19 protein-coding genes are annotated in these 21987 nt (G+C 69.6%); 8 read left to right on the forward strand and 11 right to left on the reverse strand.

The features are described 5' to 3' along the window. The first annotated feature begins 3 nt into the window (after positions 1-3). Complete coding sequence (gene uvrB / locus LL946_RS16225; RefSeq protein ID WP_404382467.1) at positions 4-2118, forward strand: excinuclease ABC subunit UvrB; 2115 nt, start codon at positions 4-6, stop codon at positions 2116-2118. A gap of 28 nt (positions 2119-2146) precedes the next feature. Next, positions 2147-2503, forward strand: a complete 357-nt coding sequence (locus LL946_RS16230; protein WP_404382469.1) for an MmcQ/YjbR family DNA-binding protein — start codon at positions 2147-2149, stop codon at positions 2501-2503. Here LL946_RS16230 and LL946_RS16235 read toward each other — a convergent pair. Further along, positions 2467-3294 carry an alpha/beta hydrolase family protein gene (locus LL946_RS16235; RefSeq protein ID WP_404382471.1) on the reverse strand — a complete coding sequence of 276 codons (828 nt, stop codon included), beginning with the start codon at positions 3292-3294 and terminating at the stop codon, positions 2467-2469. The two genes, LL946_RS16230 and LL946_RS16235, sit on opposite strands and share 37 nt — an antisense overlap. A gap of 302 nt (positions 3295-3596) precedes the next feature. Between LL946_RS16235 and LL946_RS16240 the strand changes: the two genes are divergently transcribed. After that, positions 3597-4580: a TerC family protein gene (locus LL946_RS16240; RefSeq protein WP_404382473.1), complete on the forward strand. Its 984-nt coding sequence runs from the start codon at positions 3597-3599 to the stop codon at positions 4578-4580. Positions 4581-4613: 33 nt separating this feature from the next. Here LL946_RS16240 and LL946_RS16245 read toward each other — a convergent pair whose 3' ends face one another. The 5 genes from LL946_RS16245 to LL946_RS16265 are packed head-to-tail and all read right to left on the reverse strand — an operon-like array spanning position 4614 to position 8418. Beyond that, entirely contained in the window at positions 4614-5486 is an 873-nt protein-coding gene (locus LL946_RS16245; protein ID WP_404382475.1) for an EamA family transporter, read from the reverse strand. 36 nt (positions 5487-5522) lie between these two features. Next, positions 5523-5882, reverse strand: a complete 360-nt coding sequence (locus LL946_RS16250) for an HNH endonuclease (protein ID WP_404382477.1) — start codon at positions 5880-5882, stop codon at positions 5523-5525. A 21-nt stretch (positions 5883-5903) separates the two neighbouring features. Beyond that, entirely contained in the window at positions 5904-6569 is a 666-nt protein-coding gene (locus LL946_RS16255; protein WP_404382479.1) for an MBL fold metallo-hydrolase, read from the reverse strand. A gap of 2 nt (positions 6570-6571) precedes the next feature. Continuing rightward, positions 6572-7261, reverse strand: coding sequence for a maleylpyruvate isomerase family mycothiol-dependent enzyme (locus LL946_RS16260; RefSeq protein WP_404382481.1), 690 nt, complete (start codon positions 7259-7261; stop codon positions 6572-6574). 5 nt (positions 7262-7266) lie between these two features. Continuing rightward, positions 7267-8418 carry a hypothetical protein gene (locus LL946_RS16265; protein WP_404382483.1) on the reverse strand — a complete coding sequence of 384 codons (1152 nt, stop codon included), beginning with the start codon at positions 8416-8418 and terminating at the stop codon, positions 7267-7269. A 73-nt stretch (positions 8419-8491) separates the two neighbouring features. On the opposite strand from LL946_RS16265, the gene uvrA reads away from it, so the two are divergent. Continuing rightward, entirely contained in the window at positions 8492-11692 is a 3201-nt protein-coding gene (uvrA, locus tag LL946_RS16270; protein WP_404382485.1) for an excinuclease ABC subunit UvrA, read from the forward strand. Between the two features lie 146 nt (positions 11693-11838). Here the strand turns inward: uvrA and LL946_RS16275 are convergent, their stop codons facing one another. The 5 genes from LL946_RS16275 to LL946_RS16295 form a co-directional block, all read right to left on the reverse strand. Further along, the gene (locus tag LL946_RS16275; RefSeq protein ID WP_404382487.1) at positions 11839-12552 is read right to left on the reverse strand and encodes an ABC transporter ATP-binding protein; all 714 of its coding nucleotides are present in this window, start codon (positions 12550-12552) and stop codon (positions 11839-11841) included. Further along, positions 12549-13418, reverse strand: coding sequence for an ABC transporter ATP-binding protein (locus LL946_RS16280; protein WP_404382489.1), 870 nt, complete (start codon positions 13416-13418; stop codon positions 12549-12551). The genes LL946_RS16275 and LL946_RS16280 overlap by 4 nt, the downstream gene beginning before the upstream one ends. Further along, positions 13415-15193 (reverse strand): branched-chain amino acid ABC transporter permease, encoded by a 1779-nt coding sequence (locus tag LL946_RS16285; RefSeq protein WP_404382491.1) that lies wholly within the window; start codon positions 15191-15193, stop codon positions 13415-13417. Before LL946_RS16285 ends, LL946_RS16280 begins: the two co-directional genes overlap by 4 nt. Continuing rightward, complete coding sequence (locus tag LL946_RS16290) at positions 15190-16113, reverse strand: branched-chain amino acid ABC transporter permease (RefSeq protein ID WP_404382493.1); 924 nt, start codon at positions 16111-16113, stop codon at positions 15190-15192. The genes LL946_RS16285 and LL946_RS16290 overlap by 4 nt, the downstream gene beginning before the upstream one ends. A 110-nt stretch (positions 16114-16223) precedes the next feature. Then, positions 16224-17423, reverse strand: coding sequence for a branched-chain amino acid ABC transporter substrate-binding protein (locus tag LL946_RS16295; protein ID WP_404382495.1), 1200 nt, complete (start codon positions 17421-17423; stop codon positions 16224-16226). Between the two features lie 219 nt (positions 17424-17642). Here LL946_RS16295 and LL946_RS16300 point away from each other — a divergent pair, with 219 nt between their 5' ends. From LL946_RS16300 to yvcK, 4 genes are all read left to right on the forward strand, one after another. Next, complete coding sequence (locus LL946_RS16300) at positions 17643-18122, forward strand: Rieske (2Fe-2S) protein (protein WP_404382497.1); 480 nt, start codon at positions 17643-17645, stop codon at positions 18120-18122. 61 nt (positions 18123-18183) lie between these two features. Beyond that, positions 18184-20151 carry an excinuclease ABC subunit UvrC gene (uvrC, locus tag LL946_RS16305; RefSeq protein ID WP_404382499.1) on the forward strand — a complete coding sequence of 656 codons (1968 nt, stop codon included), beginning with the start codon at positions 18184-18186 and terminating at the stop codon, positions 20149-20151. Beyond that, positions 20144-21034: an RNase adapter RapZ gene (rapZ, locus tag LL946_RS16310; protein ID WP_404382501.1), complete on the forward strand. Its 891-nt coding sequence runs from the start codon at positions 20144-20146 to the stop codon at positions 21032-21034. Before uvrC ends, rapZ begins: the two co-directional genes overlap by 8 nt. Next, on the forward strand, positions 21031-21987 hold the full coding sequence (gene yvcK / locus LL946_RS16315) for a uridine diphosphate-N-acetylglucosamine-binding protein YvcK (protein WP_404382503.1): 957 nt from the start codon (positions 21031-21033) through the stop codon (positions 21985-21987). Before rapZ ends, yvcK begins: the two co-directional genes overlap by 4 nt.

Consider the following 21987-nt stretch of genomic DNA (forward strand, 5'->3'; position numbering starts at 1 on the left):
CGTATGCGTCCCACCACCGACCTCAAGCGTACGGTCGCCCCGTTCAAGGTCGTCTCCGACTTCGAGCCCGCGGGCGACCAGCCGGCAGCGATCAAGGACCTGGCCGAGCGGATCAACGCCGGGCAGCAGAACGTGGTTCTCCTCGGCGCCACCGGCACGGGCAAGTCGGCCACCACGGCCTGGCTCGTCGAGCAGGTGCAGCGGCCCACCCTGGTCATGGCGCCCAACAAGACGCTGGCCGCGCAGCTCGCCAACGAGTTCCGCGAGCTGCTGCCCAACAACGCCGTCGAGTACTTCGTCAGCTACTACGACTACTTCCAGCCCGAGGCCTACGTCCCGCAGACCGACACCTACATCGAGAAGGACTCCTCGATCAACGACGAGGTCGAGCGGCTGCGGCACTCGGCGACCAACTCGCTGCTCACGCGGCGTGACGTCATCGTGGTCGCGTCGGTGTCGTGCATCTACGGCCTCGGCACGCCGCAGGAGTACGTCGACAAGATGGTCCAGCTGCGGGTCGGTGACGAGCTCGACCGCGACGACCTGCTGCGCCGGTTCGTCCAGATGCAGTACTCCCGCAACGACCTGGCGTTCACGCGCGGGACGTTCCGGGTCCGAGGCGACACGGTCGAGATCATTCCCCAGTACGAAGAGCTCGCGGTGCGCATCGAGTTCTTCGGCGACGAGATCGACAAGATCTACACGCTGCACCCGCTCACCGGCGAGATCGTGCGCGAGGAGACCGAGATGTACGTCTTCCCCGCCTCGCACTACGTCGCCGGGCCCGAGCGGATGGAGCGCGCGATCGCCGGCATCGAGCACGAGCTCGAGGAGCAGCTCAAGACGTTCGAGAGCCAGGGCAAGATGCTCGAGGCGCAGCGACTTCGGATGCGCACGACCTACGACATCGAGATGATGCGACAGGTCGGCTCGTGCTCGGGCATCGAGAACTACTCGATGCACCTGGACGGTCGCACCGCGGGGACCGCGCCCAACTGCCTCCTCGACTACTTCCCCGAGGACTTCCTCCTCGTCCTCGACGAGTCTCACGTGACGGTGCCGCAGATCGGTGCCATGTACGAGGGCGACGCCTCACGCAAGCGCACCCTCGTCGACCACGGCTTCCGGCTCCCGTCGGCGATGGACAACCGGCCGCTCAAGTGGGAGGAGTTCCTCGAGCGGATCGGCCAGACGGTCTACCTGTCGGCGACGCCCGGCAACTACGAGATCGCGCAGGCCGACGGCGTCGTCGAGCAGATCATCCGCCCGACCGGCCTCATCGACCCCGAGATCGTCCTCAAGCCGACCAAGGGCCAGATCGACGACCTGCTGCACGAGATCAACCTGCGGGCGGCCAAGGACGAGCGCGTGCTCGTCACGACCCTGACCAAGAAGATGGCCGAGGACCTCACCGACTACCTCCTCGACAAAGGGGTTCGGGTCCGCTACCTCCACTCCGACATCGACACCCTGCGCCGCGTGGAGCTCCTGCGCGAGCTGCGCATGGGCGAGTACGACGTGCTCGTCGGCATCAACCTGCTGCGCGAGGGCCTCGACCTGCCGGAGGTCTCCCTCGTCTCGATCCTCGACGCCGACAAGGAGGGCTTCCTCCGCTCGGCCCGCTCGCTCATCCAGACCATCGGCCGTGCCGCCCGCAACGTGTCCGGCCAGGTGCACATGTACGCCGACAAGATCACGCCGTCGATGGCCGAGGCCGTTGACGAGACCTCGCGCCGGCGCGAGAAGCAGATCGCCTACAACACCGAGCGCGGGCTCGACCCCCAGCCTTTGCGCAAGAAGATCGCCGACATCACCGACATGCTCGAGCGCGAGGACGCCGACACCGAGGCGCTGCTCGGGTCCGGTCGGTCGCGGTCCCGGGGCAAGTCCGACGGCGGACGTGGTGGTCGCGGGGCGCTGGCAGCGGACGCGGTCACGGTCGGTACCGACCGGCTGGCCAACATGGCGGCCGGCGACCTGGCGAACCTCATCCAGGAGCTCACGACGCAGATGCACCAGGCGGCGGCGGACCTCCACTTCGAGCTGGCCGCCCGCCTCCGTGACGAGCTGGGTGACCTCAAGAAGGAGCTGCGTCAGATGAGCGAGGCCACCAAGTGACACCCGAACGTAGGACGGTCTGCTGCGCATGACGCCGGAGGAGCTCTCCGACTACGCGCTGGCCAAGCCCGGAGCGTGGGCCGACCAGCCGTGGGAGGGCGACGACGTCGCGAAGGTCGGCGACAAGATCTTCGCGTTCCTCGGTGACGGGGGAGTGGGCGTCAAGCTCGGGACCCGTGCCGAGGCCGACGAGTGGATCGCCGAGTTCCCGCAGGACGCCTCGGTCATGGCCTACGTCGGCCGGCACGGCTGGAACTCCCTGGTGGTCGGTGGGGCGATCCCCGACGACGCCATCCGTGAGGCGGTCGACACCTCGTACGACCTCGTGGTCGCCAAGCTCCCGCGCAGTCAGCGCCCGGCCAGCTCGTCGAGCATCTCGAGCTGACGGGTCCACGCGGGCGATTCCGGGTCGATGACGACGAAGTGGTCGCCGTCGACGAGCTCCACCGCGGCGTCGGCGCCCCCTGACGTCGCTGCGGCGACGTAGTCGGTGGACTGGCTCGGCGGGACGATGTCGTCGGCGCGTCCGTGGACGCACCGCACCGGCACCTCGAGCGGCAGCTGCTGGCGCGGGTCGTAGGCCTCGTCCTCACCCGTCGCGGGGTGACCCAGGAGCGCCGCCACCGCGCCGGAGCCGAGGTCGTCGCGGTTCGCAGTTACGAGGTCGAGCACGCCGGCCTGGGACAGCGCCCCGGAGACGCGGACCGTCGCCGTGCGCCACGTGGCATACCGGTGCCGGCCGGCCGCCCACACCGCGAGGTGGCCACCGGCGGAGTGCCCGAGCGTGAGCACGGTCGAGGTGTCGACGTCGTCGAGGGCGCCGAGCCGCTCGATCGCCGCGTGCACGTCGTCGAACGTCGCCGGTGTGCCGCCACCGGCACCGACCCGGCGGTACTCGATGTTCCAGGCGGTCCAGCCCTGCTCGGCCAGGGAACGGGCCAGGGGTCGACCGAGCTCGAGGTCGTACTCCGCCTTCCAGAAGCCGCCGTGGATGACGACGACGACTCCCTTGCTCTCGCCGGACGGCCGGGTGAGCTCCGCGAACTGCGACGGGTCGTCGCCGTAGGGAATCCGCATCGGCTTGCTGCCTTCCGTCGATGGCTCCGGGCGCTGCTGCGCGCATGCCACCAGCGGCAGAGCGGCTGCGGCGAGCACGACCGACCGGCGGGTGGGCACGCTCGAAGCCTAGGTCGAGAGGAGACAACACGCCCGTCACGCGGCCCCGCACACGGCGTGTTCTCTCCTCTCGACCAGAGGACGGGCTTGGGCGGATTCCTGTCAAGCGCTCCGCGCATGCGAGAATTGCCCGAGCGGAGGGGAGTATCCCCAGCGCGGACTCCTCGTCATCACGGCTGCATGTCATGCCCGGGGATCCGGTCCAGCCCACGGGCGGGAGAGACCTCCGGGACACGTACCCGACCCTCGGAAGGTTCCGCACTTTGCACTCCCTCACCACGCTCTCTGCTGCGACAGAGTCGATGAACGTCGCCACCTGGCAGTGGCTCCTCACCATCGGCGTCGCCATCGCGGTGCTCACGTTCGACGTCATCATGATCGCGCGCAACCCGCACCGTCCGTCGACGAAGGAGCTCACGCTCACGCTGTCGTTCTACGTCGGTGCCGCAGTGCTGTTCGGCGTGTGGGTGTGGCTCAGCCACGGCAGCCAGCTCGCGGGCGAGTTCTACGCCGGATGGCTGACCGAGTACTCGCTGTCGGTCGACAACCTCTTCATCTTCCTGCTCATCATGGCGAAGTTCGCCGTGCCCGAGAAGTTCCAGCAGACCGCCCTCATGTGGGGCATCATCATCGCGATCGTGCTGCGCGGCATCTTCATCTGGCTCGGCGCCGCGGCGATCAACAACTTCTCGTGGGTCTTCTACCTCTTCGGCGCCTTCCTCATCTACACCGCGTTCAAGCTCGCCACCGAGGGTGAGAGCGACGACGAGGAGTACGAGGAGAACCGCTTCATGAAGTGGGTCGAGAAGACCCTGCCGTCGACCAAGGAGTGGAGCGGCAAGCTCCTCGTCAAGGAGAACGCCAAGCGCGTCGTCACGCCGCTGTTCATCGTCGTCCTCGCGCTCGGCACGACCGACCTGCTCTTCGCGCTCGACTCGATCCCGGCGATCTACGGCCTCACCAAGGAGCCCTACCTCGTCCTGACCGCGAACCTCTTCGCGCTCATGGGCCTGCGGCAGCTCTACTTCCTCCTCGGCGGCCTGCTCCAGAAGCTCGTCTACCTCAGCCTGGGCCTCTCGGTGCTGCTGGCCTTCATCGGCGTCAAGCTCATCCTGCACGCGCTGCACGAGAACGAGCTGCCGTTCCTCAACGGTGGCGAGCACTTCGACGTGCCGGAGATCCCGATCGCCGTGTCGCTCGGCGCCATCGTCGTCATCCTCGGCGTGACCACGGTCGCCAGCCTCTGGAAGTCCAAGCGCGACGCCAAGGCGGAGATCAACGCCTGAGCCGAGCTCACGGCATACGCCGCCCTGAAGCGTCTAGGACCCCGTCGACTCGGCGGGGTCCTTGCGCGCTCCGAGCCCGAGGACGATCGCCGAGGCGAGCACGACGAGCGCCATGCCGGCGAGCTGCCACCCGTGGAGCAGCTGCCCGAGGACGATGAGCCCGGCCAGGGCTGCGACGGCCGGCTCGAGGCTCAGCAGGATCCCGAACGCCTTGGCCGTCATGCGGCGCAACGCCACCAGCTCGAGCGAGTAGGGCAGGACGGACGACAGGACCGCGATGCCCAGGCCACGGGCGAGCACGGAGGCATCCCACTCGGGCACCGACGCGATCCCGAACGGGAGCGTCACGACGGTGGCGACGACCATCGCGAGGGCGAGCCCCTCGAGCTTGTCGAACTCGGCGCCGGTCCGCCCGCTGAAGATGATGTATGCCGCCCAGCAGGCTCCCGCAGTCGCCGCGAGTCCCAGCCCGGTCCAGTCGAGGTCGGCGAAGGGAATCGTCAGGGCCTCGGAGATGAGCAGGACGCCGGCCGCGGCGGCGAGGACGGCGGCGAGGTCGAGCAGGCGTCGCGAGAAGGCTGCGGCGAGCAGGAGCGGACCGAGGAACTCGATCGTCACGGCCACGCCGATGGGCAGGTGGGCGAGGGAGCCGTAGAACGTGAAGTTCATCAGCCCGAGCGCCAGCCCGAACCCGAGGACGGTCAGCCAGGCGCGCCGCGAGTGGCCGCGGACGCGGGGACGGGCGATCGCCACGAGGATGACGGTGGCGAAGAGCAGGCGCATGACGACGGACCCGCCGGCACCGATCTCCGGCACGAGAGTGGCCGCCAGGGCGCCACCGAACTGCACGGAGACGACCCCGGCGAGGACGAGCAGGGGAGCGGGGACCGAGCTGAGGCGTGACACCTCGTCAGGCTAGGACCGCGGGCACGACAACCGGTCTCACGCCACTCCGTGAGACGCGGCCGCGAGCAGGGCCCTGATCTCGACGTGACGCACGAGGAACGTGCGCTCGTCGTAGCGTTTGCGGCGCAGCCAGCCGGTGACCTCGTCGTTGCACTTGCTGGCGTTGCACGGGCCGCAGGCCGGAGCGATGTTGTCGAGTGTGTAGCGCCCGCCGCGCGACAGGGGCAGAACGCAGTCACGCTGCAGCGGGCGGTCGGTGGCTCCGCAGTACGCGCAGCCGCCCCAGGCAGCCTGCAACGCCGCCCACTGCTCGTCGCTGAGGTCGTGCTCGACCGCCTCCATCCGGCGCTTGCGCCGTCGTGCGGCCACGGCTCTCCGACTCCGCTTGACCGCCACGCTCGCAGCGTAGGCCGCCGGCTACCAGCCGCGTTCGCGCCACTCCGCGAGGTGCGGACGCTCCACGCCCAGCGTCGTGTCGCCGCCGTGGCCCGGGTAGACCCACGTGCCGTCGCCGTAGACGTCGAAGACCCGCGTCGTGACGTCCTCGATGAGGCTCTCGAAGCTCTGGCCCTCGTTCTTGGTGTTGCCCACCCCGCCCGGGAAGAGGGAGTCCCCGGTGAAGAGGTGGGTGGCGCCCTCGGGGTCGTCGTAGGCCAGGGCGACGGAGCCCGGCGTGTGGCCGCGCAGGTGCACGACGCCCAGCCGGACCTCGCCGACGGTGATCGTGTCCCCCTGCTGCAGGCGGACGTCGGGCCGCACCGGGAGCGCGTCCGCGTCGTCGGCGCCCGCGTAGGTGCGCGGGTGGAACGCGTCGACGAGGTCCCGCAGCGCCCGGACGTGGTCCCAGTGCTGGTGGGTCGTCACGAGGTGGTCGAGGCTGCCGCTGCCCTCGCGCACGAGCGCGCCGAGCCGTGACGGGTCACCGGCCGCGTCGACGAGCAGTTGCTCGCCGGTCGCGCGGCAGGTCAGCAGGTAGGCGTTGTTCGACATCTCGGAGACGGCCACCTTGCGGATGACGAGGTGCGCGAGCTCCCGGGTCTGCGTGGGCCCACCGGGGGAGACGTCGCCGTCGTATGCCGTCATGGTCACAGTCCCGGCGTGAGGTCGGGGAGGGTCTCGGCTCGGACCCCGCTGGGGTCCTGGCGGGCGAGCCAGCGGAGGATTCCGGCACGCGACCCGGTGACGGGCGCCTCCTGGTTGCCGTCGCCGAGGGTCCAGACGTCACCCTCGTCGCTGCGCAGCGTGAGCGACGGGGCGCCGTCGACACCCTGCTGGCGCTTGAGCTCGTTCTCGATGAAGAGCACCTGCAGGTCTCCCTCGAGGTCGTCGAAGCCGAAGTCGAGGTCGAGGTCGACGTGGTGGTAGACGACCTCGCGCAGGCGCATGAACGGGAGCATTCCTCCCTTGAACGTCGGGCCGCCGGGCGTCCGCTCGAGCACGACGTCGCGGTGATCGGCGGTGAGCCGGCGGAGGTCGCTGGCCAGCGGCACAGCCGTGTGCTCGACGTCGCTGACGACCACGTCGGACGCGCGTCCGACGCCGTCGTCGATGTCGGAGTCGCGCCGCTCGGGGGAGGCGTACATCGTCTCGCCCGTCCCGTCCACGGCAGCCCCGACGAGGCGGCAGAGCGCCTCCGCGTTGCGGGCGAGGTGGTTGAGCACGTGGTCGCGGCTCCAGCCCTCGCACAGGCTGGGCGCGGACAGGTCGTCGCAGGCGCGGGCGTCCGAGACGAGCCGGGCGGTGTGCTCGTCGATGGCGGCGAGGAGGTCGGTCACGTCCGTCAGGCTACGCGTGACCGCCACAACGTGGTGGAACCCCGGGCGTCCGTCGTGACGACCCAGAGCTCTCCGCCATGGGCCACGACCCACGTGGGCGCCCCCTGCGGTCCGGGTGCCGTGGTCCACGACGTGCCCGAGAGCCTCAGGACGGCCGATCCGGAGCCGTCCGGAGCGACGACGACATCGTCGTCCCCGACCGTGACGGGGGAGGGGATGGTGGCGTTCTCCGGGAGTTCGAGAGCCGGTATGCCGGCCAGCTGGCTCTGGCTGTCCGGCCGCACCTCCCAGACGGAGAGGTGGCCGTCCGTCACCCCGGCGAGCACGCACCGGTCCCCGTCGCACCGGGCGCCGTCGACCTCCGAGGTGCCGGTGTCGCCCATCCGGGGCAGGTCGACCCTCGTCCACGGGCCGTCCGGACCGTCCGAGGTCCATGCCGCCGGCATGACCTCGACGGAGCCCGGCTCGAGGTGCGTCACCGAACCGACGAGGAGGAGTCCGTCACCTCGGGAGGTGACGGTCCGGGCGTCGACGAGCTCGCGCGGGGTGCTCCCCAGCGGCGTGCCCGTGGACGGCACCCGGGACCAGCGGTCGCCCTTGCGGGTCCACGTCGCGATGTCCATGCCGGTCTGCTCGCTCTGCCAGGCCCCGAGCACGACAGGTGCGCCACCGGCATACGCGATTCCGGCGAGGTCACCGGCGCCGTAGCTGCCGAAGACGCCGAACGGCTGCTCCTGCTCGGCCACTCCGGAGGCGTCCCCTGACCATGTCGACCACCGGTAGTTGCCGTGCGCCCCGCCCCGTGCGCCGGCGACGGCGTCGATCCGGTCGCCGTGCATCGCGACCTGGAACCAGCGGGCCTCGAACGCGTAGGGCGACGCCGGTGTGAGGGGCACCTCGCGCAGCGACTGCGCGTCAGGGCCGACGAGGAGGCGGGGTCGGGGTCGGCTCGGGCCGATGGCGCCCACGACCACCGAGCCCTCGGAGGTCGCCAGAGTGACGGGCGCGAGGCCCTCCGGCAGGTCGACGCGGGCCCAGTCCAGGCTCGCGGTCGCAGGAGTCGGCGTGCGGGACGTGGCATCGGAGCCGGCGGTACACCCGGCGGTGAGCACGGTGGCTCCCACCACGACCCCGACGAGCACCGCGCGCACGCTCACACCCGTCACTCTAGTTCGCACCTCCGGGCCGCATCCCGGCACGGAATGGGGGCTGTCGGTGGGGACACCTAGCATGGTGGGCGTGACTTCTGCCGCGACCACTTCGCCTTCCCGCCGCTCCGGGAGCGCCACCCACGACCACCTCGTCGTGCGTGGCGCGCGTGAGCACAACCTCAAGGACGTCTCCGTCGAGCTGCCCCGGGACTCGCTCGTCGTCTTCACCGGGCTGTCGGGCTCGGGCAAGTCGTCGCTGGCGTTCGACACGATCTTCGCCGAGGGCCAGCGCCGCTACGTCGAGTCACTGTCCGCCTACGCCCGCCAGTTCCTCGGGCAGATGGACAAGCCCGACGTCGACTTCATCGAGGGCCTGTCCCCGGCGGTCTCGATCGACCAGAAGTCGACCAACCGCAACCCGCGCTCGACCGTCGGCACGATCACCGAGGTCTACGACTACCTCCGTCTCCTCTTCGCCCGGGCCGGTCGCCCGCACTGCCCGACGTGTGGCGAGCCGATCACCCGGCAGAGCCCCCAGCAGATCGTCGACCGGCTCCTCGAGCTGCCCGAGCGGACCCGCTTCCAGGTCCTCGCGCCGGTCGTCCGGGCGCGCAAGGGCGAGTACGTCGACCTGTTCGCCGAGCTCCAGTCCAAGGGCTTCGCGCGTGCCCGGGTCGACGGTGAGGTCGTCTCGCTGACCGAGCCGCCCAAGCTCGAGAAGCAGATCAAGCACAGCATCGACGTCGTCGTCGACCGCCTCGTCGCCAAGGGCGGTGACGCCTCCTCCAAGCGGCGGCTCACCGACTCCGTCGAGACGGCTCTCGGCCTCGCTGGGGGTGTCGTCGTCATCGAGTTCGTCGACATCACCACCGACGACGACCCGAGCGGACTGCCGCGCGAGCGGCGCTTCTCCGAGCGGATGGCCTGCCCCAACGACCACCCGCTCACGATGGACGAGGTCGAGCCGCGCTCGTTCTCGTTCAACTCACCGTTCGGCGCCTGCCCGGTCTGCACCGGCATCGGCACCGAGCTCGAGGTCGACGCCGACCTCATCGTGCCCAACGACGAGCTCAGCCTGGCCGAGGGCGCCATCGCGCCGTGGGCGTCGGGCAGCGGCGCCTCCGAGTACTTCCAGCGGGTGCTCGGGGCCTTGGCCACGGAGCTCAAGTTCAGTGTCGACGTGCCGTGGCGGGCGCTGCCCGAGCGTGCCCGCGAGGCACTGCTCAACGGTCGCAACCACAAGGTCCACGTCAAGTACCGCAACCGCTTCGGCCGCGAGCGGTCCTACACCACCGGCTTCGAGGGCGCCGTCCCGTTCGTCAAGCGCCGCCACGCCGAGACCGACTCCGAGTGGAGCCGGGAGCGCTACGAGGGCTACATGCGCGAGGTGCCGTGCCCGTCCTGCCAGGGCAGCCGGCTCAAGCCCGAGTCGCTGGCGGTCCTCATCGGCGGTCGCAGCATCGCCGACGTCTGCGCGCTGCCGATCTCGGACTCGGCGTCGTTCCTCGAGCAGGTCGACTTCACGACCCGCGAGCGGCAGATCGCCGAGCGGGTCATCAAGGAGATCAACGCCCGGCTCGGCTTCCTCCTCGACGTGGGCCTCGACTACCTCAGCCTTGACCGTCCGGCCGGGACCCTCTCCGGCGGTGAGGCCCAGCGGATCCGGCTCGCCACCCAGATCGGGTCCGGCCTCGTCGGCGTCCTCTACGTCCTCGACGAGCCGAGCATCGGCCTGCACCAGCGTGACAACCACCGGCTCATCGAGACCCTGACCCGCCTGCGCGACCTCGGCAACACCCTCATCGTCGTCGAGCACGACGAGGACACCATCGCGACCGCCGACTGGGTCGTCGACATCGGCCCGGGTGCCGGTGAGCACGGCGGCGAGGTCGTCCACAGCGGCACGGTCGCCGACCTGCTGACCCACGAGACCTCGCTCACGGGCAAGTACCTCTCGGGCCGCGAGGAGATCCCGCTTCCCGCGCTCCGGCGTCCCCAGGACCCGGACCGTGAGGTCACCGTCGTCGGGGCCCGTGAGCACAACCTGCACGACGTCAGCGCGAGCTTCCCGCTCGGCAACCTCGTGGCCGTCACCGGTGTCTCCGGCTCGGGCAAGTCGACGCTCGTCAACGACATCCTCTACAACGTCCTCGCCAACAAGCTCAACGGTGCCCGCCACGTGCCCGGTCGGCACCGCACGGTGACCGGGCTCGAGCACCTCGACAAGGTCGTGCACGTCGACCAGAGCCCCATCGGGCGCACCCCGCGCTCCAACCCGGCCACCTACACCGGTGTCTTCGACGCGATCCGCAAGCTCTTCGCGACGACCACCGAGGCCAAGATCCGCGGCTACCAGCCGGGCCGGTTCTCGTTCAACGTCAAGGGCGGCCGCTGCGACGCGTGCTCCGGTGACGGCACCATCAAGATCGAGATGAACTTCCTGCCCGACGTCTACGTCCCGTGCGAGGTCTGCCACGGCGCCCGCTACAACCGCGAGACGCTCGAGGTGCACTTCAAGGGCAAGACGATCGCCGACGTGCTCGACATGCCCATCGAGGAGGCGGCTGACTTCTTCGGTGCCGTGCCGGCCATCGCCCGGCACATGACGACGCTCAACGAGGTCGGTCTCGGCTACGTCCGGCTCGGCCAGCCCGCGCCGACGCTCTCCGGTGGTGAGGCGCAGCGCGTCAAGCTCGCGTCCGAGCTGCAGAAGCGCTCGACCGGCCGCACCATCTACGTCCTCGACGAGCCGACCACCGGTCTGCACTTCGAGGACATCCGCAAGCTCCTGGGCGTGCTCCAGGGATTGGTCGACAAGGGCAACACCGTGCTCGTCATCGAGCACAACCTCGACGTCATCAAGAGCGCCGACTACATCGTCGACCTCGGACCCGAGGGTGGCAACAAGGGAGGCACCGTCGTCGCGACCGGCACCCCCGAGGAGGTGGCCCAGAACCCCGACAGTCACACCGGGCGCTTCCTCGCGCCGGTCCTCGCCAAGACGAGCCGCACGACGACCCGCCCCACCGCCGCGGCGAAGGTGACGGCGACGGCGACGCAGCCTGCGAGCAAGAAGGCAGCCGCAGGGAAGCAGCCTGCGACGAAGAAGGCGTCGGCCCGCAAGGCCGCGGTGCCGGCTGCCCAGAAGTCCGGCGCGAAGAAGTCCACGACCTCGGCAGCCACCACGTCCACGGCCGCGAAGAAGACCGCTGCAGCGCGGACCGCGACGAGGGCGACCGCGACGGCGAGCACGAAGCGGACGCCGCGCAAGAGTGCCTAGGTGTCGGACGGCATACGCCCGCCGTCCGACACCACGAAGGCCCCGCACCGAAACCGGTGCGGGGCCTTCGTGGTGTCCGGGCCTGGACCCGGCCTAGGCCCACGCCGAACGTGGGACCCGCGCCCACGCAGAACGTGGGACCCGGCCTAGTCCTCGCCGAGGTAGGCCTTGCGGACCTCGTCACTCTCGAGGAGCTCGGCACCGGTGCCCGAGAGGACGATCTTGCCGACCTCGAGGACGTAGCCCTTGCTCGCGCGCTTGAGCGCCGCCTGTGCGTTCTGCTCGACGAGCAGGATCGTCGTGCCCTGCTCCTGGAGCGTGGTCACGGTCGACATGACGGTCTTCATCATGAGCGGTGACAGGCCCATCGACGGCTCGTCGAGCATGAGCAGCTTGGGGCGGCTCATCATCGCGCGGCCCATGGCGAGCATCTGCTGCTCACCACCGGAGAAGGTGCCGGCCGCCTGGGCGCGGCGCTCACCCAGGATGGGGAACAGGTCGTATGCCGCCTGCAGGTCCTTCCTGATGCCACCGTCGCGCCGGGCAAAAGCCCCGAGCAGGAGGTTCTGCTCCACCGAGAGCCGCGGGAAGATCCGCCGTCCCTCGGGGGAGTGGGCGAGGCCGAGGCTCACGATGTCGTGGGCCGCGGTCTCGTCGATGCGCTTGCCCTGGAAGCGGATCGACCCGCTCGCAGGACGCAGCAGACCGGAGATCGTCCGCAGGGTCGTCGTCTTGCCGGCTCCGTTGGTGCCGATGAGGCTGACGACCTGCCCCTCGTCGACGGTGAAGCTGATGCCCTTGACGGCCTTGATCTTGCCGTAGGCGACGACGAGGTCCTTGACCTCGAGCATGGGGCTCACTGCTGCTCCTCCTTGGTCGGGTCGACCGGGGACCCGGCTGCGACCTCGTCGTCGTCCTCGTCCTCGCCGCTGCCGATGTAGGCCTCGATGACCCGAGGGTCGGACTGGACCTCACCCGGCGTGCCCTCGACGAGGACCTCGCCGCGCACGAGGCAGAGGACGCGGTCACACAGGTTGAAGATGAACCGCATGTCGTGCTCGATGACGACGACCGCCAGCCCGCTGTCGCGGATCCGGAAGATGAGGTCGCTGGCCTGCTTCGTCTCCTGCGGGTTCATGCCGGCCGTGGGCTCGTCGAGCAGGACGAGCTTGGGATCGGTGGCCAGGGCCCGCGCGATCTCGAGCCGGCGCTGGTCGCCGTAGGGCATGTTGCGGGCGAGGTTCTCGGAGGAGTTCCCGAGACCGACGAACTCGAGGAGCTCCTGGGCTCGCGCCCGGGTGGCCTCCTCCTCGCGCCGGAACTTCGGGCCGCGCACGATCGAGGTGAGCGCCATGGAGCTCGTCCGGCAGTAGCGGCCGACCATGACGTTCTCGAGGGCCGTCATGTTGGCGAAGAGCCGGATGTTCTGGAACGTCCGGGCCATGCCGGCCATGACGACCGCCCTCGGCTTCGGGGGGATGACCTCACCGAGCAGCCGGACCTCGCCCTCGGTGGGCTTGTAGAGCCCGGTGAGGCAGTTGAAGAACGTCGTCTTGCCGGCACCGTTGGGTCCGATGAGACCGACGATCTCGCCCGGGTGGACGGTCATGTCGACGTCCTTGACCGCGGTGAGTCCGCCGAAGCGCATGGTCACGCCACGGGCCTCGAGGATGGGCGCTGCGGACGCGTCGGCAGCGCTGACGGGAGTGGTGTCCGTGACGGTCATGCCTTGGCCTCCGCTTCCTCGAGGTGGACTTCTTCGATGCGCTGGGCGAGCTCTTCGTCGTCCTCGTGGAACTCGAGCTTGCGGCGCTGGCTCGCGACCAGGCCCTCGGGACGGAACCGCATCATGAGGACGAGGACCAGACCGAAGATGAGCAGCCGGTAGTCGGCGACGAACCGCAGCTTCTCGGGGAGGAGCTTGAGGATCGTGGCGCCGACGAGCACACCCGCGACCGTGCCCATGCCGCCGAGGACGACGGCGGCGAGCAGGAACGCGGACTCGAGGAAGATGTACTGGTCGGGCGTGACGGACACGTCGTGGTGGGCCTTGACGGTTCCGGCCATGCCGGCCAGGAAGGCACCTCCGGCGAACGCGAACAGCTTGAGGCCGAAGACGTTGACGCCCATGGCCTCGGCTGCCTTTTCGTCCTCGCGGATCGCGACCCAGCCACGTCCGATGCGGCTGTTGTTGAGCCGTGTGAAGACGAGGATGATGATCGCCGCGATGACGAGCAGCAGGAAGTAGTAGTTCGCGAACCGGCCGAGCGTGATCCCGAGGACGTCGTGCGGCTGCCCGAAGTCGAACGAGCCGAACTGCAGGTCGGGGATGGCCGGGATGCCGTTGGGGCCGTTGGTGAGGACCGGGCCGTTGTTGCCGTCCAGGTTGCCCATCGTCAGTCGGAAGATCTCACCGAACGCGAGTGTGACGATGGCGAGGTAGTCGCCGGACACTCTCAGTGTCGGTGAACCGATGATGAGGCCGAGGATCGCCGAGAAGCACGCCCCGAGGAGCACGACGATGAGGAACGGCGGCTTCCAGTCGATGGTGGCGAACGCCGAGGCCGACAGGACGGCACCGACGTAGGCACCGGCGCCGAGGAAGGCGATGTAGCCGAGGTCGAGCAGTCCGGCGAGGCCGACGACGATGTTGAGGCCGAGGGCCGTCGCCGCGAAGATCAGGACCTGCGTCGCGATCGACATGTTCTCGTCCGAGCCACCCTGGGTGAACGGGAAGAGGAACGCCACGGCGAACGCGCCGAGCATGAGCACCTGGCGGTTCTTCTGGGCGATGAGCCCGATCCAGGTGAAGACGCCCGACTTCGACAGCGCCCATGCCATAGCGGCGACGAAGAGGAGGAAGAGCACGAAGCTCGCTCCGTCACCCACGCCGAGGGCGTAGGCCGCACCGAAGAGCACCAGGGCCATGAGGCCGACGATCGTGAGGATCTCCAGCCAGGACGAGGTCTTGGCGAAGAGCGGGTCCTTGGTCTGCCGCGACACGAGCATGAGGCCCGACGCCGCGAGCAGCAGGGCTCCCAGGAGGGACACCCAGCCACCGGGGTTGACGTTGATGAGCCCGCCCGACTGGTAGGCGATGACGCCGATCGCGCCCACCATGTAGCCGACAGCGCCGAGGCCGAGCCCGAGGACCGCAGCCGCCGAGTCGAGCCAGGCACCGAGTCCGGCCAGCGGGCCTCGGTGGGCGAGGAGGAACACCAGGGCCGCGAGTCCGAGCACGATCATGCAGATCTGCACGCCGCCGGGCCAGAAGTCGACCGACAGGTCGCCGAGCACGTCGTCGGTGTAGCTCCAGGACAGGAACGTGCCGGCGATGAGGACGAGGGCGCCCGCGAGGCCGAGCGGCCAGGCGACGGCGTTGCCGCGGCCGGGGACGCGCTCCAGCCAGGAGACCTTGACGAGCTCGTCGTCGTGGTCGGAGTGCGCCGGGGCCACGGAGGACGCGGGAGTGGGCGGGTTCGAGGGGGTCGAGGTGCTCATGCGCGGTCCACCACCCGGGCGCCGAGCAGGCCCTGTGGCCTGAAGACGAGCACGAGAATGAGGAGCACGAACGCCCACACGTCCTTCCATGCGGATCCACCGAACTGGCCGGGGATGAACTGGGTCGCCATCGACTCGGCGATGCCGAGGACGAGTCCGCCGACGATCGCCCCCTGGATGTTGCCGATGCCTCCGAGGACCGCAGCCGTGAAGGCCTTGAGGCCGGCGAGGAAGCCCATCCGGAAGTCGATGTTGGAGTTGAGCAGGCCCTGCGCGACTCCGCCGACGGCCGCGAGGGCCGCACCGAGTGCGAAGGCGATGACGATGATCCGGTTGACGTTGATGCCCATCAGCTGGGCCGTGTCCGGGTCCTGCGAGACGGCCTGCATGCCCTGGCCGAGGCGGGTCCGGTTGACGAAGAACCAGAGGAGCCCGGCGGACAGGAGGAGCGCGCCGACGGTGAACACCGCGGCGCGCTGGATGTTGAGGCCGGCGACGGCGATGCCGGGACCGGTGACGACATCGATCTCGGGGAAGGTGAGCTTGCTCTTGGCGCCGGGGTAGAACAGTCGGACGGCCTCCTGGAGGAAGACCGAGATGCCGATGGCGGTGATGAGCGGGGCGAGGCGCGGTGCGCCACGCAGGGGCCGGTAGGCGATCCGCTCCATGACCACGGCCGTGAGCACGGACACGAGCACGGCGCCGAGCACCATGATCGGGAGCACCCACAGTCCGGTCTGGCCCTTGAAGAGCACGGTCCACGTGGCCAGGGCGCCGAACGCCCCGATCATGAAGACCTCGCCGTGGGCGAAGTTGATCAGCTGCACGATGCCGTACACGACGGTGTAGCCGACGGCGATCAGGGCGTACAGCGACCCGAGGGTCAAGCCGTTCACAATTTGTTGAAGGAACTCGGTCATCGTGGACCCGTCACCTCTCCTGGGTTTGAGGGGGCTCGCACATTCAAGCAGGGGCGGACACCCGTCCGCCCCTGCTCGAATGAACTACGTCAGCGTGTCGGTTGGAACCGTCAGCTCACGTTCTCGGACTTGACGCTGACGAACTTGCCGCCCTCGACCTTGTAGCCCGTGATGACCTTGACGAGGGTGTCACCGAACTCGTCGAACGACACCTTGCCGGTGACGCCGTCGAAGGAGACCTTGCCCACCGCGTCGACCGTGGCCTGACGGGCGCTCTTGACGTCCGAGGCGTCCTTCAGCGAGGTCTTGAGGGCCTCGATGATGGCGTTCGCGGCGTCGTAGGAGTAGCCACCGTAGGCCGCTGCCGGCTCGGCGTACTTCGCGGCCTCGTAGTCGGCGAGGAACTTCTTGCCGGCGTCGCTGTTCTCGGTCGGCTCACCGACGGAGGTGGCGAGGTCGCTGTTGGAGGTGGAACCCGCGAGCTCGATGTACTTCGGGTCGAAGATGCCGTCGCCACCCATGAGCGGGACGTTGAGGCCACCGGCCTTCATCTGCTTGGACAGCGGACCGGCCTGCGGGTACTCACCGCCGTAGTAGACGGCGCCGGGCTTGGACGGGGCGACCTTGGAGACGACCGGGGCGTAGTTGGACTCGTCCGGGTTGATGGTCTCCGCGGCGACGACCGTGCCACCCGCCGCCTTGTAGGCCTCGGTGAAGTACTTCACGAGGCCCTGGCCGTAGGTCTTCTTGTCGTGGATCGTCGCGACCGTCTTGATGCCCTGGTCGATGAGGAACTTGGCCGCGAAGCCGCCCTGCGCGATGTCCGTGGTGCAGGTGCGGAAGAACGTCTTGTAGGGACGCGAGTTGCCGTCGGCGCCGCGGGTCAGGGCGGGGCCGGTGTTGGCCGGCGAGATCTGCGTGATGTTGGCAGCGGCGAAGACCGGCTGGGTCTGCTGGCTGACGCTGGAGTTGAGGTTGCCGACGACACCGATGACGTCGTCGTCCGACGCGAGCTTGGTTGCGCCGTTCTTGCCGACGTCGGCCTTGCCCTCGTCGTCCACGGCCTCGACCTCGAGGGTCCAGCCGGGGATGGCCTTGGCGTCGTTGGCCTGCTTGACGGCCAGCTCGACGGAGTGCTGGATGCCCTTGCCGAGTGCCGACAGGTCTCCGGAGAGGGGCGCGATGACGCCGATCTTGGCGACCTTGGCGCTGCCGCCGGTGTCGCCGCCGGTGTCGCTGCTGTCGTCACCGCGGGTGCCACACCCGGCGAGAGCGAGTGAAGCCACCAGCATCGAAGCGCCGACGGTCATGACGGAACGCTGAGCCACGTTTCCTCCTGAAATTCTTCTCCCGCGGCAATGTGCCGAGGAGCTCGCGACGGGTGTGCGAGCACCCGAACAATAGCCACGCGGTCGCCGAATTCCGCCGGACTTCGTCGATATTGTGCCGAGTCGTTACCAAGCCAAAAAGCACAGATTCTTCTGCGATCCTCACAGCCGAACAACAGAATCCGTCGGCATACTGGCGCGATGGAGACCACTCGTGAAGTCCGGGACAGCGCACCTCTCTCCACCACGTCCGGCTGCTGCGGTCGTCGCGAGGCCATGCGGGCCGCCGGAGTCGTCGCCGTCGCCGGCGTGGCCCTGACCGCCTGTGGCGCCGACGCCGAGCAGGCCGTGAACGACGCGGTCGACGACGCCGCCTCGAGCGCGGCCAGCGCCGCCAAGGACCTCGCCAAGAAGGCGGACATCCCCGTGGGCGGCGGCAAGGTGTTCGACTCGGCCAAGGTCGTCGTCACCCAGCCGACGCAGGGGGACTACAAGGCGTTCTCCGCGGTCTGCACCCACCAGGGCTGCACGGTGTCCGGAGTCGACGGTGGCACGATCAACTGCGCCTGCCACGGCAGCAAGTTCGACATCGCCACCGGCGAGGTCAAGGCCGGGCCCGCCACCAAGGCGCTGCCCGAGAAGACCGTGACCGTGGGATCCGATGGCATCAGCGTCACCTAGCGAGACGGCATACGGCCGTATGCCGTTCGGCCGCGTCGGTGCCGCGTCCTAGGGTTGACGTGTGGCACACCCCTCGACCTACCGTCCCCGGCCGGGGGAGATCCCGACCGACCCGGGGGTCTACCGGTTCCGGGACAAGGACGGCCGGGTCATCTACGTCGGCAAGGCGAAGTCGCTGCGGTCCCGACTGTCCTCCTACTTCCAGGACATCGGCCAGCTCCACCCGCGCACGGCGTCGATGGTGCTCGCCGGTGCGAGCGTGGAGTGGACGGTCGTGTCGACCGAGGTCGAGGCCCTCCAGCTCGAGTACTCCTGGATCAAGGAGTTCGACCCGCGGTTCAACGTCAAGTACCGCGACGACAAGTCCTATCCCTACCTCGCGGTGACGTTGGGGGAGGAGTTCCCCCGCGCACAGGTCCTTCGCGGCGCGAAGCGCAAGGGCACGCGCTACTTCGGTCCCTACGCCCACGCGTGGGCGATCCGCGAGACCCTCGACCAGGCCCTGCGCGTCTTCCCGATGCGGACGTGCTCGGCCGGCGTGTTCAAGCGGGCCAGCCAGGTCGGACGTCCCTGCCTGCTCGGCTACATCGACAAGTGCTCGGCCCCGTGTGTGGGGCGGGTCGACGCCGACCACCACCGGCAGATCGCCGAGGACTTCTGCGACTTCATGGCGGGGGAGAGCACGAAGTTCGTCAAGCGGCTCGAGCGTCAGATGACGGCTGCCTCCGACGAGCTCGAGTTCGAGCAGGCCGCACGGCTGCGCGACGACATCGGAGCCCTCCAGCGCGTCCTCGAGAAGTCCGCGGTCGTCTTTGGTGACGGGACCGACGCCGACGTCTTCGCGCTCGCCGACGACGAGCTCGAGGTCGCCGTCCAGGTCTTCCACGTGCGCGGCGGCCGCATCCGGGGTCAACGGGGTTGGGTCGCCGAGAAGGAGTTCGAGACCGTCCCCGAGGTCGTCGGCCACCTCCTGCAGCAGCTCTACGGCGGCGAGGAGGGCGAGTCGGTGCCACGCGAGGTGCTCGTGCCGGTGCTGCCCGACGACGACGCGACCCTCGGGCAGTGGCTGTCCGGTCTGCGGGGGAGCCGGGTCGACCTGCGCGTCCCGCAGCGGGGCGACAAGCGCACCCTCATGGAGACGGTCGAGCGCAACGCGACGCAGAGCCTGGCCCGGCACAAGGTGGCCCGTGCCGGCGACCTCACCGCGCGCTCCCAGGCGCTCCAGCAGCTCCAGGAGCTGCTCGAGCTCGACGAGTCACCGCTGCGCATCGAGTGCTTCGACATCAGCCACGTGCAGGGCACCCAGGTCGTCGGGTCGATGGTCGTCTTCGAGGACGGGTTGCCCCGCAAGGCCGAGTACCGCCGGTTCATCGTGCGCGGACAGCAGGATGACGACGGCGCCCCGGCCACCGTCGACGACACCGCAGCCATGCACGAGGTCCTCACTCGCCGGTTCCGCCGCTACCTCAAGGACCGCGACGAGCCCCAGGGCCGCGACGAGGAGACTGGCCGTCCGACCCGGTTCGCCTATCCGCCGCAGCTCGTCGTCGTCGACGGCGGGTTGCCCCAGGTCAACGCGGCAGCCCGGGCGATCGAGGACCTGGGCATCGTCGACGTCGCCGTCGTCGGTCTCGCCAAGCGGCTCGAGGAGGTGTGGGTGCCGGGGCAGGACTTCCCGGTCGTGCTGCCGCGCACCAGCGAGGGCCTCTACCTGCTCCAGCGTCTGCGCGACGAGGCCCACCGCTTCGCGATCACGTTCCACCGCCAGCGACGCAGCAAGGCGATGACGAACTCCGCGCTGGACGGCATACCGGGTCTGGGTGACGTCAAGCGCAAGGCGCTGCTGCGCCAGTTCGGCTCGGTGAAGCGGATCCGCGCCGCATCCGCCGAGGAGCTCGTCGAGGTGCCCGGCATCGGGCGCGCACTGGCGGACGTCATCCAACGCGAGTTGACTGGTGAGCCAGCAGAGCCCACCGTCAACCTCACCACCGGCGAGATCGTCGACGAGCACAGGGAGAGCAATGACTGAGGACGCCGCGCAGGCAGCCGGTGCCGACTTCGTCATCGTCACGGGGATGAGCGGAGCCGGCCGGTCGACGACGGCCAACGTCATGGAGGACCAGGGCTGGTACGTCGTCGACAACCTGCCGCCGCAGCTCCTCGTCTCGATGGCCGAGCTCGGCAACCGGACGCGCGAGTCCGGGCACGAGATCAAGGTCGCCGCGGTCGTCGACGTGCGCAGCAAGCAGTTCTTCATCGAGTTCGACACCGCCGTCCAGCAGCTGCGCGACATGGGCTGGACGCCGCAGCTCGTCTTCCTCGACGCGACCGACGAGGCCCTCGTCCGCCGCTTCGAGTCGGTGCGTCGCCCGCACCCGCTCCAGGGCGACGGCCGCCTGCTCGACGGGATCCAGAACGAGCGCGAGGTGCTGCGCGACCTCCGCTCGCGCGCCCAGATCGTCATCGACACCTCCGGGCTCAACGTCCACCAGCTCGCGCGCAAGGTCGCCCCGCTCTTCGGGCAGCGTCGCGGCCCGGCGCTGAGGCTCGCCCTGCTCTCGTTCGGGTTCAAGTACGGCGTGCCCCTCGACGCCGACTTCGTCTTCGACATGCGCTTCCTGCCCAACCCCTTCTGGGTCCCCGAGCTGCGTCCCCTCGACGGCCGCGACCCCGAGGTCTCGAACCACGTCCTGGGCCAGGACGGCGCCGACGAGTTCCTCGAGCGGGTCGTCGCGCTCATGGAGCCGGTCACGCGCGGCTACCTCACGGAAGGGCGTCGCTACGTCACGCTCGCCATCGGCTGCACGGGCGGCAAGCACCGCTCGGTCGCCATGGCCGAGGCGCTCGCCGAGCGCCTGCGCTCCGGGCAGATCGAGACCTTCCTCGTCCACCGAGACCTGGGGCGCGAGTGAGCGGGCCCGTCGTCGCGGCCCTGGGAGGCGGACACGGGCTCGCCGCATCGCTGGCCGCACTGCGCTTCGTCACGGACGAGATCACGGCGATCGTCACCGTGGCCGACAACGGCGGGTCGTCGGGGCGGCTGCGCGGCGAGTTCGGTGTGCTGCCACCCGGTGACCTGAGGATGGCGCTCTCGGCGCTCTGCGAGGAGACCGAGTGGGGGCACACGTGGCGCGACGTGCTCCAGCACCGCTTCGAGGGCACCGGCCCTCTGGGTGGGCACGCGCTCGGCAACCTGCTCATCGTCGCCCTGTGGGAGCTGCACGACGACCCGGTCGCCGGGCTCGAGCTCGTGGGCCGCCTCCTCAACGCCCGCGGTCGCGTGCTCCCCATGGCCGCGGTGCCGCTCGACATCGAGGCGGACGTGCTCGGGGCCCGCGCCGACGCCCCCCACGAGGTGACAGTGGTCCGGGGTCAGTCCCAGCTCGCCAAGACGCGGGGACAGGTGCAGGAGGTGCGCCTCCTGCCGGCGGACCCGCCGGCCTACCCGGAGTCCGTCGCGGCGATCCGGTCGGCCGACTGGGTCGTGCTCGGTCCGGGGTCGTGGTTCACGTCGGTGATGCCCCACCTGCTCGTCCCGGACCTCGCCGAGGCGCTCGCCGTGACCCGGGCCAGGCGCCTGCTCGTCCTCAACCTCGAGATGGTGACGACCGAGACCGCGGGCTACAGCGCAATCCACCACCTCGAGTCGTTCGCGGCCTATGCACCCGGCATCCGGCTCGACGCCGTCCTCGCCGACCCGTCGGTCGTCGACGATGAATCCGCTCTGGCGCAGGCGTGTCGCGCAGTGGGCGCCGAGCTGCACGTGCACCGCGTGGGCATGTCGACGTCGCCGACGCAGCACGATCGCCTGCGCCTCGCGGCGGCACTGCAGGACGTCCTCGGGTCAGGAAGCCGACCCGCGTGA

Origin of the sequence: Knoellia locipacati (assembly GCF_044791685.1) — a bacterium.
Lineage (GTDB): Bacteria > Actinomycetota > Actinomycetes > Actinomycetales > Dermatophilaceae > Knoellia > Knoellia locipacati_A.

What these genes read in the sequence shown, in the direction of transcription:
- LL946_RS16255 (WP_404382479.1), bottom strand. Translation starts at nt 6,569, where the DNA reads ATGACGGCATACGACGGCGACGTCTCCCCCGGTGGGCCCACGCAGACC.
- LL946_RS16230 (WP_404382469.1), top strand. Translation starts at nt 2,147, where the DNA reads ATGACGCCGGAGGAGCTCTCCGACTACGCGCTGGCCAAGCCCGGAGCG.
- LL946_RS16295 (WP_404382495.1), bottom strand. Translation starts at nt 17,423, where the DNA reads ATGACCGTCGGCGCTTCGATGCTGGTGGCTTCACTCGCTCTCGCCGGG.
- rapZ (WP_404382501.1), top strand. Translation starts at nt 20,144, where the DNA reads ATGACTGAGGACGCCGCGCAGGCAGCCGGTGCCGACTTCGTCATCGTC.
- uvrB (WP_404382467.1), top strand. Translation starts at nt 4, where the DNA reads ATGCGTCCCACCACCGACCTCAAGCGTACGGTCGCCCCGTTCAAGGTC.
- uvrA (WP_404382485.1), top strand. Translation starts at nt 8,492, where the DNA reads ATGGTGGGCGTGACTTCTGCCGCGACCACTTCGCCTTCCCGCCGCTCC.
- LL946_RS16300 (WP_404382497.1), top strand. Translation starts at nt 17,643, where the DNA reads ATGGAGACCACTCGTGAAGTCCGGGACAGCGCACCTCTCTCCACCACG.
- LL946_RS16290 (WP_404382493.1), bottom strand. Translation starts at nt 16,113, where the DNA reads ATGACCGAGTTCCTTCAACAAATTGTGAACGGCTTGACCCTCGGGTCG.
- LL946_RS16240 (WP_404382473.1), top strand. Translation starts at nt 3,597, where the DNA reads ATGAACGTCGCCACCTGGCAGTGGCTCCTCACCATCGGCGTCGCCATC.
- LL946_RS16285 (WP_404382491.1), bottom strand. Translation starts at nt 15,193, where the DNA reads ATGAGCACCTCGACCCCCTCGAACCCGCCCACTCCCGCGTCCTCCGTG.
- LL946_RS16280 (WP_404382489.1), bottom strand. Translation starts at nt 13,418, where the DNA reads ATGACCGTCACGGACACCACTCCCGTCAGCGCTGCCGACGCGTCCGCA.